Below are 12,628 nucleotides of genomic sequence, written 5' to 3' on the forward strand. Positions count from 1 at the left end.
GAATAAATGGAGAAAAAAACATATTATGTGTCCGTACACGGGCGTTCGGTACTTGATGACCCGCAGGCAACCTCTTATGAATGGGTGATTCAGGCTACGCCGGAGGAGGTTGATGCGATCAGTCATATGCTGGAGCTGCTTGGAGAGAAGGAGGAGAGTACCTTCCTCGCTTATACCTACCCATGGCCGGACAGCCCGGAGGATACGGTGAATAGCAGCTATCAGAGCGTGCTGGACGATTTGTACCGCGAGATTTGCCGTCTTGGCACGGAGGAGACAAGGCAGCTGCTGAGTCGCATAGGATATGAGAATTAAGGAGTCGGGAGGATAAGAATGAAATGTATTATATAAAAGAGGCCAAGGTTACCCGGTTAACAGAAATAGAGGGAGTGGTATGTGCGGAAATCGCAGTGAGTCCCGGTGCGGTAGATGACCCCGAGCTGCTGGTGTATGTATCTCGTTCTGTTGGGAATGGCAGTGAGGCGCAATATGAGATCATCAGAATGCTGTGGAGCGATGCGGGAATGGAGACCGATTGGTTCAACAATGATCTGCATCAGGCATACGGTGTCATTGCTGAGGAGCAGTTCGGGGATGAGGGATGGCCCGAGCCCGCGGTTCAGCGGGAGCAGTTCAAGCAGTTATTGCTTGAATATTCAGGGGTCACCGAAAGCTTGAAAGAGAAGTTTTCTTCCTCCTCAAAATCCCATAAAATGTAATTTAACGTCAAATAAAACCTCTTGAAAAATAAGCCAAATGCGATATAATAAATATCGCATTCTTTTTTGTCCCAGTAGCTCAGCAGGATAGAGCAACGGCCTTCTAAGCCGTCGGTCAGGGGTTCGAATCCCTTCTGGGACGTAGATGTAAAGAGCTCTCCATTATGGAGAGCTCTTTTTTGCGTCCTGTGGGATGGAGAACCCCATGGGTGTACGTTGAAGTGAACCCATTTGCGGACGTGTGAAAGGGAGGGGCAGTCTCGCGCCGTGGAGCGAATCCCCGACAGGGGCGTAGCCTCCGAAGGCCAGTTTATCAGCGTAAGCGCCTGATCGGTCCGCCCATGTCTTGAGCGGATTACTCGGGCATGATTGACAGGCTGATAAGTACGACCACGCTAGTATTAGAATTCCTGCCCCCTGTGCCTTAGGTTAGGGGAGAATACCGGACCGCTTTCGTTCGCCTAGAGAGCTAGATCGTTGGAGGCGTCCAGCCTTTTGCCTATATGCTTTGTTAGCACTAATCGGGACATATTTTTATTTTTTTCCCATCCCTCTGTTTGCCGTTTGCGGGCATCTCCTTTTCAGCATTCTTTGGGTGAGAGTCTCTGGGGGGCGTACGTATTCCCCTAAAATCGTTCTCACTCTTTTTTTGTGCATGGTGTGTGGCTCGTGGGCACGATTATGGCTGTCAAACATATAGGTTATCCAGTTGAACAAAAGTTTGCTCTTTCGGCGCTCTTTACCTAAATCAAGGTTTTTTTGTATTTATGAGGAAGTCGAATCAGTGAATAGGTGTTTACAAAGCTGAGGTACACAACTATAATTGAAGAAAATAACCTTTATTTATTTTATAAAAGGAGATTATATCCTAAAATTAAAGAAGTATTGAAATCCAATCCAAGATAAAGAAAAAATCGGTATAAGGAGAGTTGTACTATGCTGCATTCCATCATTCAATCTCTTAAGGGGGGGCTTATTGTGTCCTGTCAGGCCCTTGAGGGCGAGCCTTTCTATGGTAGCGACTATATGGCACGTTTTGCTATAGCGGCAGAAATGGGCAAAGCGGTAGGAATTAGAGCGAACACGCCACAGGATATCAGGGCCATCAAGCAGGTGAGTCATTTACCTCTAATCGGCCTATGGAAGCAAGATTACAGCGGTTCTGACGTTTACATAACCCCTACGTTGCAAGAGATCGAAGGTGTGATCGCGGCCGGAGCAGATATTGTAGCTATGGATGCAACCTTGCGCCCCAGACCAGGAGGTATGAATCTAGCGGAGATCGTGGAAAAGATCAGGGAGAAACATCAGGTTTTATTAATGGCAGATGTATCCACCGTTGCCGAAGGGGAAGAGGCGGAAAAATTAGGGTTCGATCTCATCTCCACCACTTTGTCTGGTTATACGGACTATAGCCCGCAGGGTGAAGAACCGGATATTCAGTTGGTTGCAGATCTCAGCCGGAAAGTCGGCATTCCTGTGTTAGCTGAGGGAAAGATTTATACTCCTGGGCAGGCATCACAGTGTATCCAAGCAGGGGCTTACGCCGTAGTCATTGGTGGCGCTATTACCAGACCACAATTAATTACAAAGAAATTCACCGATGCTATACGATAATAATAGGTCTTATTAATTTAAACCATTGATATATTATGCACAGCGGGGTTTGCACCATTCAACATTGTATGATGAACCGATAGAGATGGAGGCTGAACGAATGCGGCATACAGAAGAAGTGGCCATCGGTTTGGATATTGGCGGTACGAACATTAAATCAGGAATTGTAAATGCCCGGGGAGAGGTTCTCCATCACTTAAGCCTTCCGACGAAGGCGCATGAAGGCGGAGAGGCATTATTAAGCCGAATTGCTGAAATTACGAAAGAAATGGCGCTTTATTCCGACAGCAGGGGTTGGAAGGTAGCGGGTGTTGGCATTGGCACAGCGGGACAAGTTAATAGGCGTACAGGCGTCGTTATGGGGGCCACAGCCAATTTGCCGGGATGGTCCGGAATGGAGCTTGGCAATCGGCTGCAATCTCTATCCGGCTTGTCCGTAATGGTCGATAATGATGCGAACGCGATGGCTTTCGGGGAAGCATGGGTAGGATCGGGGAGAGGCTGGAAGGATTTCATCTGCATTACCTTGGGTACAGGTATAGGAGGCTGTCTGATTATCGATCATCGGCCATATCCGGGGCGCGACGGGTTTGCCGGAGAGATAGGACATCATGTTATTAGCATTGATGGCTATCCGTGTAATTGTGGCAGAACGGGCTGCTGGGAGCAATATGCTTCTGCAACAGGCTTGATGAGATTGGTGAAGGAGGCCGGGCCGGAAATGGCGGAGATCCATAAGCCGGAAAGGGTATTCGCCTTGGCGCAGAGCGGGAGCGAAGCAGCCATGCACGTTCTTGAGCAGTATACGCGTTATATTGCGGCAGGGTTAGCCAATATGGTCCATATCTTTAATCCGGAAGGAATCGTCATTGGAGGGGCCATTACCGGTCAAGGAGACTTCTTGCTGAAGCCCGTCCGTGATCAGCTATCGCTGCAATTGCTCCCCGTGTTCAGGGAGAGAGCAGAGGAGATTGAAGTTGTTGCGGCATCTTTGGGGGATCATGGCGGAGTCGTTGGAGCTGTCGCAGGTTATTTTATTTAAAATCATACAAAGAATCAAAAAGCTCTCCCAATAGCGGAGAGCTTTTTCTGTATCTGACAATTAGGCATTGATCCCGCGCTGATGCACCTGTCCTTTGGAAGAACGACTGCGATATAAGCTGGGGAGCCGGAACAATACCAGAATATAAAATTCAACAAGGGCGATACCTGCGATCGCATCGGCAAGGACATGCTGCTTGATAAGCAGGGTAGAAGCGATAATGATCAAGGACATGCCGCTGATAAGAAGCGTATTTACACGGTTGCGAGCCGGACTGGTCCAGATCAACCGCATCACCATATAACTGGAGAAGCAATGAATGCTTGGAAAGCAGTTAAACGGCAAATCACGATTATAGATATATTTTACAATTAGACTGAACGGGTCATTTCCGGTGATGGTTGGCCGGGGCACCGTAGTCTGAAACATTAAGTAAATGACGTAACATGATAAGGCCGAGATCGTGTACAGCAGCAAGGAGCGGTAATACGACTTACGGTCTTTGAAGAAGAAATAAACAATACATACATAGATAAAAAATATCCAGATTCCATAAGGAAGCGCAAAATACTTAACGAATGGAGTCGCCTGATCAAATGAGGTGCCAAGGTAGTAGACCTGCGCTTTCGGGCGATTTACAAGTTTGTACAGAGCGCCAAGCACTGGAAAAATCAGCATGAGCAACAAAGGCAGCCAGCCTCTCCATTTCTCTGGAAGCCGCTCAATCAACTTATTCACATCATCAAAGCCTTTCTGTGGGATAGTATGCTTAGAAAGCATGCTACCTATTGTACATCGGTCCGTTACTTACTTCAACCTTTTTATTAGGATATTATTGTAAAAACAACCAAAAGGCCCCTGGATCATCCAGAGGCCTAACCTTGTATAAATATGGAGCGGGTGAAGGGAATCGAACCCTCGCCTCAAGCTTGGGAAGCTGGCATTCTACCATTGAACTACACCCGCATTCAGCATTATTTATTATAATCCTATGCAGCGGGAAGATCAAGGGGGAAGCTCAGCTTATTGCTCCAGCAGTTGCTCAATATCAGATCGGATCGCCTCAGGCTCGGTGCGGGCGCTGTACTGCTTCATTATATTGCCGCTGCGGTCGATCAAAAATTTTACGAAATTCCATTCGATGTCTCCAGTACGGTAAGGCTCGGGTGTATGCTCCACAAGGTATTGATAGAGGGGATGCGCATGCTCGCCTTTTACATCAATCTTGCTGAATAACGGGAAGGTCACCTGATAATTAGTCTCGCAGAAAGATTTAATTTCTTCTTCTGTACCGGGTTCTTGTCCAGCAAATTGATTGCAGGGAAATCCCAGAACAGCAAAGCCTCTTTCCGCGTATTCCGTGTATAGCTCCTGCAGCCCCTGATAATGGGGGGTCAGGCCGCAGCCGCTTGCCGTATTGACGATCAACAGCACCTTTCCCCGATAAGGCTCCAGGGTTGTGATTTCGCCGGAAATGGTTCGTACCTCATAATCGTATATGCTCATGATCGCGCCTCCTATATTTTCATCTTATTGTCAGTTTAACCCAATACAGCTGAGAATGCCAAAATGATATAGGAGGCGGACAGGTTAGGAGGAGCAGCTGACTGCGATCATGGCAAGGCCGATCAAAGACAGCAAAATGCCGCCAATGCGCTGAGTTACAAGTGCAGCTTGGCTGGGAGCATGATCTCTATACCTCCATCCGTAAGACAGATACCAGGCCGAGCCCGGAAAGAGAGCGGACATGGCCCCCAGAGCGATACATAGGACTGCGATTATCCAATTCATTTCTTCTCCACCTTTGCGGTGTTGTAAATAGGCGCTATTGCTACATCATATTCACCGTCCTTTGGATGTTCGCTTCCAAAAGCGATTATTTTCAGATATGGAAGAAGGCATCTGCGTGTCCGCGTATAATGCGCCATGTAAATGGACCTTGCCAGCCCTTAATCTTGAATAAGCCGGAGAAATCATAGAGAATAGTAGGAGATGTAAATTGATGAGGGAGTGGAATAGTGGAACGTATATCGATTCTGGTGGCCGATGACGAGGTAGAGATTGCCGATCTGATCTCGATTCATCTGGAGAAGGAAGGCTACCATGTCATCACAGCCTATAATGGACTGGAAGCGATGCAGGTCATTCAGTCGCAGCCGATCGATCTGCTCATATTGGATATCATGATGCCGAAGCTGGACGGCTATGAGGTAACGCGCCAGGTACGCGAACAATACAACATGCCGATCATCTTTTTAAGTGCGAAGACATCCGATTTCGATAAGGTGCACGGTCTGGTGATCGGAGCCGATGATTATATGACGAAGCCGTTTACACCAATCGAATTGGTGGCCCGTGCTAACGCGCAGCTGCGCAGATACACGAAGCTGAACCAGCCCCGGGTAGAGCAATCTGCCGTGCTTGAATTCGGTGGGCTAGTGATCTCTGTCGACCGCCGAACTATAACCCTATATGGCGAGGATATCGTCGTCACACCGAAGGAATTTGATATTTTGTATTTACTGGCCAGTCACCCGAAAAAGGTATTCAGCGTGGAAAATATTTTTGAACAGGTATGGGGCGAGGCCTATTTTGAGGGCAGTAATACAGTTATGGTTCATATTCGTACCCTGCGGAAGAAGCTGATGGAAGATAAGCAAAAAGACAAGTGGATCAAAACGGTATGGGGGGTAGGGTATTCATTCAATGGCTAGAATCAAACGCAGTTTCCGTTCTAAGATGCTGATGTTGTTTGCGGCCAGCATGGGGTTGTCTGGAGCCATCACCTATACCATCTATAAGATTCTGCAAATTTATTATCGCAATAACGTACGGCTTGAGGATTCCATGGCCTATTATCGTAAATGGATCCGGAGCATCGGTGATGTCAACTTTTTCCTGATCCTTTTTATACCGCTTTCCATTCTATTTTTTTATTTGCTCTCAAGACCATATTCGATCTACTTCAGACAAATTTCCGAGGGGATCAATCATCTTGCCCGTGGCGATTTCAAACAGCGCGTCCAGATTTCAACCCAAGATGAATTAGGAGCTATTGCGGAGGACATTAATTTAGCCAGTGAGCAGCTTAGACAAGCCGTTGAAAGAGGGGATTTCACGGAGAGCAGCAAGGATCAGCTGGTCGTCAACCTGGCGCATGATTTGCGTACACCGCTCACATCGGTCCTGGGATATCTCGATTTAATCTTGAAGGAAGAGCAGTTAACACAGGAGCAGGTCAGGCATTACTTAATGATTGCTTTTACCAAATCCCAACGTCTGGAGAAGCTGATTGACGAGCTGTTCGAAATCACGCGGATGAACTACGGGATGCTGAGGCTTAAGAAGACGCCGATCAATATTAATGAACTGCTGATTCAGCTAAGTGAGGAATTGTATCCCGTCTTTGAGAAGAATGATTTAACGGTCCGGCTAAATATTGCTACACCGCTTGCTATGATTGGGGATGGAGATTTGCTGGCTCGCGTATTTGAGAATCTCCTGACCAATGCAAGCCGATACGGAACGGACGGCCAGTACGTAGATATTAACGGTTATATAGAGAGCGAAGATACGATTATCGTCCAAATTGTAAATTACGGGGATATAATCCCTGCTGAAGATATGCCGCATCTCTTTGATATGTTCTTTCATGGAGATAAAGCCCGCTCGCACCAAGAGGACAGCAAAGGACTTGGCTTATTTATCGCCAGAAATATCGTGGACCAGCATCAGGGAACGATTACTGCGGAGAGCAGCTTGACTAGAACCGTGTTTGAGGTGCGCTTGCCGCTAGAGAGTAAAGCGATTGAATAACTTCGGATATGCGGAAAATTTAAGAAATATTTTAAGAATACCCTAATCTTTATTTTATAAGTTCCTTCTATTCTTAATGGGCAAGCAGATTTCAAGGAGGAAGCCAGAGAATGAAGAAGAGGGTATTTGTTGTACTATTCATGCTAGGGTTATGCTATCTACTCATTAAAATAGAGCCGGTCTTGAAAGATAATGTGAAGATCCAAAGTCTTAGACAAACGTATAATTCTGATTCGTCCCAGCATCTTGTGTCTCAGACCACGAGTCAAATACAAGTTGAAAGAAGCCAAATATATCAAGGAAATCTGCTTCTGGTTAATAGGCAATTTGCAGTCCGAAAGGAAAGTGTCAGAACAGATATTGTTAATTTATTCGATTCCCCTGACTTGATGCAGGGTTTCGGGGTGTATGATCGCAACATTCGTCTGTCCGAAGAAGTGGCAAAGAGGTTTGTGGATATGGTCGCGGCTGCGTCTAAGGATGGAGTTAACCATTTTCTGATCAGCAGTGGCTATCGCGATTTCGAGCAGCAGGACGTATTATATGAAGAAATGGGTTCGGAGTTTGCCTTGCCCGCGGGGAATAGTGAGCATAATTTAGGATTATCACTGGATGTTGGATCGACTCAATCGAAGATGTCCGAGGCCGCTGAGGGACGATGGATTGAGAAGAACGCTTGGAAATACGGATTCATTTTGCGTTATCCGAAGGACAAGATCGATATTACCGGTATCGAATATGAGCCGTGGCATATTCGTTATGTTGGCCTGCCTCATAGCGCTATTATGTATGAAAAGGGCCTTGTATTGGAGGAGTATATCAGCTTCTTGCAGGAGGAAGGAAGGATCTCCGCCGAGGTCGATGGCAAAAAGTATACGATAACCTACTATCCGGAGTCCCATAACAAGACGGTTGAACTTCCAGGGAGTAAGCAGTATGAGCTCTCCGGCGATAATGAGGGCGGACTTATTATGACGGTGCACGAGTAATGATTGTAAATTGAAATTATTTAAAATAAACAATTAAAAGTTAAACTTCCTCCATTATTTCCACACATTTTCTGGGTAAAGTAACATTTATCAGGATATCCAGAGTGGAGGATTGGAAGGATGAAAAATAAATTGAAAATCGGGTTGGCGATTGGAGCGATCAGCATCGTGGCGGTGGGCTGTGCCAAGTTTGAGGCTACGGAAACTGCCAGCCAGCCTGTGGCCAGTCTGTCAACTTCAACTAGGGCAACGCCGGTTGTCGGCGGCAAGGAGTACACGATTACAGCAAAAGCCAGCCATCTGCAGGTGTCCGCAGATAAAACTCTGCCGGTATGGACGTTTAACAATTCTGTGCCGGGTCCACAAATCCGTGTGAAGGTCGGTGACAACGTCAAGATTAAGCTGCAGAATGAACTCGAGGAGCCCGTCTCTATTCATTGGCACGGTTATCCTGTACCGAATGGAATGGATGGAATCCCTGGGGTCACACAAGATGCAGTTGTACCGGGCAAAACCTTTACCTATGAGTTCAAGGCCACGATCCCGGGCACGTATTGGTACCACTCCCATCAGGACAGCGTTAATCAATTGGATCGAGGACTCTACGGCTCGTTCATTGTGGAGGGGCCAGACGAAGCTTACGACCGTGACTATACACTTGTACTGGATGAGTGGATGGGCGCTGACGGCATGGAGCCGGGTAGCCAACATGCAAACCACGCGAATAACGGCGGGATGGAAGGCATGGATCATGGAAGCATGGATATGGGCGATATGGAAGGCATGGATCACAGTCAAATGGATATGGGGGACATGCGTGGAATGGGGCATGACATGAGCATGTATGATCTCTATACCATCAACGGCAAGACAGGTGACGCGATTGATAAACTGACAGTCAAACAGGGCGAGAGGGTTCGAATTCGCTTGATCAATGCCGGTTATCTGACACATACGATGCATCTGCACGGCCATGAGTTTAAGATTGTCGCCTCTGATGGACAACCTGTGAACAGCCCAGCGGTGATTACCGATCAAGGAATTGCAATTGCTCCGGGTGAGAGATATGACCTTGAATTTACTGCGAACAATCCGGGGAACTGGCTGCTGGAGGAGCACGGTAATGAAGCTCGAATGTTGAATATGAGAGCGGTCATCGCTTATGAGGGCGCGGAGAATAAGCAGACAGACGCCTCTAATGCCTCAGAGGAATTGCCTCAATTCGATCTGCTTAAGTACGGTAAACAAGCGGAGACTCGCTTCTCTCTGGATCAATCCTTTGATCAGGAGGTTTTACTGAAGTTAAATACGGAGATGAAGGATGGCGAGATGGTCTATACCATTAATGGCAAAGTATTTCCTGATACTGACCCGATCCGGGTCGATAGAGGGGGGAAGGTCAAGGTCACTTTTATCAACCAATCCTCAAAAGACGATCATCCGATGCATTTGCATGGCCACTTCTTTCAAGTGCTTAGCAAAAATGGGCAGCCGCTTGAAGGAGCTCCCGTGATCAAGGATACTTTAAATGTGAAGCCGGGCGAGAAATATGTAGTTGCCTTTGAGGCGGATAACCCAGGGGACTGGATGTTCCACTGTCATGATCTGCACCATGCTTCGGCGGGAATGATGACTGATCTGAAGTATAACGGTTATCAGAGCGGATACACACCTGATCCGAATGTAGATAATAAACCGGAATAAAGCAATATGATCTGAATGGATGGAACGCCGCTTGTGCTTGAGGTACGAGCGGTTTTTTTGTCTTTGCAGGAGGCTATAAATTCGCACTGTAGGTTGAGGGACGTTTCTTAAACGTGCTTTAATAGGAATAAGAAGAATATGAGACGATCTTGTACTGAGAAAGAAAGGAGGAGGAGCTGGATGGCCGCGCTTGAATTTGACCCTCGTGATTATTCCGTCAGCTTTCAAGCGGAGAACATTCATCTACTGGCAAAAGAGTATGCGCTGCTGCAGTTTCTGTACCGGAATCGCGGTCAGCTCTTCAGCCGGGAACAGCTGCTCGATCAGGTGTGGCCGATGGAATATCCGGGGGAACGCACCGTGGATGATCATGTATACCGGCTCCGTAAAAAACTGAAGGCATGGAGTGGGAAGGTGCAGCTCCATACGGTTCGAGGGCTGGGATACCGGCTTACGCTTGAAGAATCGCCGGGACTTGCAGTCCCCTCCTTGACAGATAACGGAGTTAAGCAGCAGATTGGACAACTGCTCGACACTTATCTCAGACTGGGGCAGAGCCAATCGATGCAGGCCCTTGTCAATCAGCAGGAAATGCTTGGCGTGAGTATCGATCCCATGCACCAAATGTTCCTGAAGTTTGTTCGGGCAGATCTGGACTGGTTCCTGGCGAGCGACGTTGAAGACTGTGGAAAACTATATTGGCTGTTGAATTTTTATTGTGTTTTTTACCTCGAACCGGAAAAATGCTTGGATTATTATGAACGGACCATTGATTTAGAGATATTGCCATTTGAAATGCATCGGGAGCTGAAAATACTAAATATTCTTGGCCTATATGCCAGAAACGGACGGGTCGAAGAGGATCTGCGGCGTGTGCAGGAGGCATATCGCGCTGTAGAAGAAGAAAATGGCGAACTGGATATTTTCAAAATTCATATTGCAACATCGGAGATGCAAATTCATTTGCACGCAGGCCATATCGCCGAGGCGGAACGCTGCTCATCGCAGATTGAAGAAATGCTGGTGCAGACCCCTTATTTGCGGGAAATCGGAGCTTACTACAGCTTGAAAGGCAGATTGCTGCTTCTTCAGGATCGGCGCCAAGAGGCCGTAGCCGCCTTGGAGTACGGTCTGAAAGCGGCTGAGACCGCGCATAATATCCCGTTGCTTATCGGGGTGGTCGTAGGCATGCATCATTTTTTACAGACGACATATACGGATGCCAAACTGCTTAAGGTATTCCAAGCCCGATATGATGAATTGGGAAGGACCTATAAACTCACAGTACATAAGCGACCCATCGAGCAGATGATCGAACGGATATTGGATGCTGTCTGATATTCCTCTGATATTTCTCCGTTAGAGTGGATTTAAATCTTGATAGCGGAGGAATTATACATGTCTACAGCAACATCTGTCTCAATCGGCTCGCAGGCCTCTGTCTGGCGCAATCGCATCTTTACAAAAATGTACTCGGCTTATGCTATTTCATCCTTTGGCGACTGGTTTGATGCCTTTGCCATTGAGATTCTGGTCGCATTCCGCTGGCGCGCTGATCCGCTCATGATCGCTCTGATCCCGGTAATGCTCGCGCTTCCTGGAATTCTGTTCGGTTCATTTGCCGGCGTCATCGCTGACCGGTGGAAGAAGGTTAATCTCATGATGCTGGCCGATGCAGCCGAGGCGCTGCTTACCATATCGCTGCTCTTTGCCCCCGGTATGTACTGGCTGCTGCCTTTGCTTGCACTTCGGGCCACCATGGGAGTGTTCCGTGTTCCTGCGCATCAGGCGTTAACGCGACAGGTTGTCAGAGAGGATCAACTGCTCAAGGCGACTTCGTACAATGGGCTTGTCAATCAATTCTCCAAAATTATCGGCCCGCTTCTTGGGGCGGTAGCCTTGACGGTGATCTCACCGCAATTATGCATTCTGGTGAATGCTGTGACGCGCTTAGTCTCTTGTATACTGCTGTTCACATTGCGGCATATCGACCAAAACGATCAGGCCGAGAAGTACGAGAAAGCTGAAAAAACAGGGTCTAATGAAGGGGATAAGCCAGGATTTATCTCATTATGGAAGCAGGGTTGGGCGGCGATCGTCAAGACCCGGGCTCTTTATAGCAGCTTTATTGTGAATCTGCTTATCATGCTGATCATTCTGATGGTTGATTTTCAATTTCCAACATTGTACCGGGAGATTGCTCCCTATAACGAATCCCTGCTGGGCTGGGTGCTGGCAGCTACCGGAGTTGGAGCGTTTATTACCATTTTGCTGCTGAACCGACTTGGCAAAGTGAGCTATGGGCTTGGCATCGGAGGAGGGGCTGCACTGATCGGGGGTGCCCTTGGAAGCATGGGGCTGCTGACCGCAGGCTCGCAGGAGATATGGAGTATTATACTGGGTTTTGTAATTGGTATCGGCAACGGGCTTTGTATCGTAACTTATAATTATCTGCTGCAGAAGGAAACACCTGAGGGCATGACCGGCCGGATTTTTGGCATTCAAAACATGTCCACCAGCACACTGATGATCGGTGCGCCTTTAATCGGCGGTTTATTGATTCGCAACATGGGAGTCAGCAGTGTGTTTTTCTGGTTAGGGCTGGTGATCCTCCTCATCGGCATTATAAGTTTGGCTATGCGGCGGGTTTTGTGGCCAGTAGAGCTTCAGTCCGTCCAGCGGCAGGAGATAGGCGAGGTATCCGGTTAACCGGGGTTCAAAGAGGATGAATCGCTCTGAAT

At 47.6% G+C, this 12,628-nt stretch carries 13 protein-coding genes and 2 tRNA genes; 11 read left to right on the plus strand and 4 right to left on the minus strand.

The features are described from left to right. Positions 1–6: 6 nt before the first annotated feature. The 5 genes from DMN77_RS14895 (at position 7) to DMN77_RS14915 (ending at position 3,378) form a co-directional block, all read left to right on the plus strand. A complete protein-coding gene (locus DMN77_RS14895) occupies positions 7–315 on the plus strand; it encodes a hypothetical protein (RefSeq protein WP_068778169.1) in 309 nt (102 codons plus the stop codon). A gap of 23 nt (positions 316–338) precedes the next feature. Next, positions 339–719, plus strand: a complete 381-nt coding sequence (locus DMN77_RS14900; protein ID WP_179015552.1) for a hypothetical protein — start codon at positions 339–341, stop codon at positions 717–719. Positions 720–787: 68 nt separating this feature from the next. After that, positions 788–861, plus strand: a tRNA-Arg gene (locus tag DMN77_RS14905). Between the two features lie 794 nt (positions 862–1,655). Beyond that, the gene (locus DMN77_RS14910; protein WP_179015553.1) at positions 1,656–2,336 is read left to right on the plus strand and encodes an N-acetylmannosamine-6-phosphate 2-epimerase; all 681 of its coding nucleotides are present in this window, start codon (positions 1,656–1,658) and stop codon (positions 2,334–2,336) included. A gap of 100 nt (positions 2,337–2,436) precedes the next feature. Further along, positions 2,437–3,378 carry an ROK family protein gene (locus tag DMN77_RS14915; protein WP_179015554.1) on the plus strand — a complete coding sequence of 314 codons (942 nt, stop codon included), beginning with the start codon at positions 2,437–2,439 and terminating at the stop codon, positions 3,376–3,378. 60 nt (positions 3,379–3,438) lie between these two features. On the opposite strand, the gene DMN77_RS14920 is transcribed toward DMN77_RS14915, so the two are convergent. The 4 genes from DMN77_RS14920 to DMN77_RS14935 form a co-directional block, all read right to left on the minus strand. Next, a complete protein-coding gene (locus tag DMN77_RS14920) occupies positions 3,439–4,116 on the minus strand; it encodes a phosphatase PAP2 family protein (protein WP_179015555.1) in 678 nt (225 codons plus the stop codon). 154 nt (positions 4,117–4,270) lie between these two features. Next, positions 4,271–4,344 (minus strand) — tRNA-Gly (locus DMN77_RS14925). A gap of 57 nt (positions 4,345–4,401) precedes the next feature. Continuing rightward, on the minus strand, positions 4,402–4,884 hold the full coding sequence (locus DMN77_RS14930) for a glutathione peroxidase (protein WP_068778164.1): 483 nt from the start codon (positions 4,882–4,884) through the stop codon (positions 4,402–4,404). A gap of 84 nt (positions 4,885–4,968) precedes the next feature. After that, complete coding sequence (locus DMN77_RS14935; RefSeq protein WP_068778163.1) at positions 4,969–5,169, minus strand: DUF6199 family natural product biosynthesis protein; 201 nt, start codon at positions 5,167–5,169, stop codon at positions 4,969–4,971. A 227-nt stretch (positions 5,170–5,396) separates the two neighbouring features. Between DMN77_RS14935 and DMN77_RS14940 the strand changes: the two genes are divergently transcribed. The 6 genes from DMN77_RS14940 to DMN77_RS14965 all read left to right on the plus strand — a co-directional run bounded on the left by DMN77_RS14940 (position 5,397) and on the right by DMN77_RS14965 (position 12,596). After that, positions 5,397–6,092 (plus strand): response regulator transcription factor, encoded by a 696-nt coding sequence (locus DMN77_RS14940; protein ID WP_068778162.1) that lies wholly within the window; start codon positions 5,397–5,399, stop codon positions 6,090–6,092. Next, positions 6,085–7,194, plus strand: coding sequence for a HAMP domain-containing sensor histidine kinase (locus DMN77_RS14945; protein ID WP_179015556.1), 1,110 nt, complete (start codon positions 6,085–6,087; stop codon positions 7,192–7,194). Before DMN77_RS14940 ends, DMN77_RS14945 begins: the two co-directional genes overlap by 8 nt. A 110-nt stretch (positions 7,195–7,304) precedes the next feature. Beyond that, entirely contained in the window at positions 7,305–8,183 is an 879-nt protein-coding gene (locus tag DMN77_RS14950) for a M15 family metallopeptidase (protein WP_068778160.1), read from the plus strand. Positions 8,184–8,303: 120 nt separating this feature from the next. Beyond that, positions 8,304–9,887: a multicopper oxidase family protein gene (locus DMN77_RS14955; protein ID WP_179015557.1), complete on the plus strand. Its 1,584-nt coding sequence runs from the start codon at positions 8,304–8,306 to the stop codon at positions 9,885–9,887. Between the two features lie 180 nt (positions 9,888–10,067). Next, positions 10,068–11,225 carry a winged helix-turn-helix domain-containing protein gene (locus tag DMN77_RS14960; RefSeq protein WP_179015558.1) on the plus strand — a complete coding sequence of 386 codons (1,158 nt, stop codon included), beginning with the start codon at positions 10,068–10,070 and terminating at the stop codon, positions 11,223–11,225. A 60-nt stretch (positions 11,226–11,285) separates the two neighbouring features. Beyond that, positions 11,286–12,596 (plus strand): MFS transporter, encoded by a 1,311-nt coding sequence (locus tag DMN77_RS14965; RefSeq protein WP_179015559.1) that lies wholly within the window; start codon positions 11,286–11,288, stop codon positions 12,594–12,596. Positions 12,597–12,628: the final 32 nt, after the last annotated feature.

It is taken from the genome of Paenibacillus sp. 79R4 (assembly GCF_013393165.1).
Classification (GTDB): Bacteria; Bacillota; Bacilli; order Paenibacillales; family Paenibacillaceae; genus Fontibacillus.

What these genes read in the sequence shown, in the direction of transcription:
- DMN77_RS14935 (WP_068778163.1), bottom strand. Translation starts at nt 5,169, where the DNA reads ATGAATTGGATAATCGCAGTCCTATGTATCGCTCTGGGGGCCATGTCC.
- DMN77_RS14915 (WP_179015554.1), top strand. Translation starts at nt 2,437, where the DNA reads ATGCGGCATACAGAAGAAGTGGCCATCGGTTTGGATATTGGCGGTACG.
- DMN77_RS14960 (WP_179015558.1), top strand. Translation starts at nt 10,068, where the DNA reads ATGGCCGCGCTTGAATTTGACCCTCGTGATTATTCCGTCAGCTTTCAA.
- DMN77_RS14900 (WP_179015552.1), top strand. Translation starts at nt 339, where the DNA reads ATGTATTATATAAAAGAGGCCAAGGTTACCCGGTTAACAGAAATAGAG.
- DMN77_RS14930 (WP_068778164.1), bottom strand. Translation starts at nt 4,884, where the DNA reads ATGAGCATATACGATTATGAGGTACGAACCATTTCCGGCGAAATCACA.
- DMN77_RS14950 (WP_068778160.1), top strand. Translation starts at nt 7,305, where the DNA reads ATGAAGAAGAGGGTATTTGTTGTACTATTCATGCTAGGGTTATGCTAT.
- DMN77_RS14955 (WP_179015557.1), top strand. Translation starts at nt 8,304, where the DNA reads ATGAAAAATAAATTGAAAATCGGGTTGGCGATTGGAGCGATCAGCATC.
- DMN77_RS14945 (WP_179015556.1), top strand. Translation starts at nt 6,085, where the DNA reads ATGGCTAGAATCAAACGCAGTTTCCGTTCTAAGATGCTGATGTTGTTT.
- DMN77_RS14910 (WP_179015553.1), top strand. Translation starts at nt 1,656, where the DNA reads ATGCTGCATTCCATCATTCAATCTCTTAAGGGGGGGCTTATTGTGTCC.
- DMN77_RS14895 (WP_068778169.1), top strand. Translation starts at nt 7, where the DNA reads ATGGAGAAAAAAACATATTATGTGTCCGTACACGGGCGTTCGGTACTT.
- DMN77_RS14965 (WP_179015559.1), top strand. Translation starts at nt 11,286, where the DNA reads ATGTCTACAGCAACATCTGTCTCAATCGGCTCGCAGGCCTCTGTCTGG.